The 382-nt window shown below is 50.3% G+C and carries 1 protein-coding gene; it reads left to right on the top strand.

Annotated features, from left to right (window positions below; genetic code table 11):
* A partial coding sequence (locus tag AC6EMZ_RS23360; protein ID WP_498405193.1) for a metallophosphoesterase family protein occupies nucleotides 1-382 on the top strand: 382 nt, incomplete at both ends.

Raw genomic sequence — 382 nt, 5'->3', positions numbered from 1 at the left:
CTACCAACCCTTACGTTCAGTTCCTTTTTGCTGGTGAGCCAGTAGCCTTTCTTGTCGATACGAACCTTACCTTGGGGGAGGGGATCTTCATTGCCTTAGTTTATCCAAGCATCCATGTTGGAGTAGAAAAGCCTTGGTTCCATGCTGTCCAAGGCAACCATGAGGAAATGGCAATTGTCTGGGGCCATATGGGGGAAAGTGTAGACGATTACAAGAGGCATGGCGGAGAACGGCTTATGAGCATGAGCCACGAAGACCAGCTTGCCTATGTAACAGCCTTAGCTGAACTACCCTATGCCATACAGGTTGAAACATCAGGTGGCCTCGTTGGCTTGGTTCATGCGGACCTATCAGAGTCAACGTGGCGCGACATGTGGGAGAA

Source organism: Enterobacter sp. SCRI0065, from assembly GCF_059766475.1.
The sequence above is the reverse complement of the archived record's forward strand: the minus strand, read 5'-3'. Positions and strand labels throughout refer to the sequence as shown.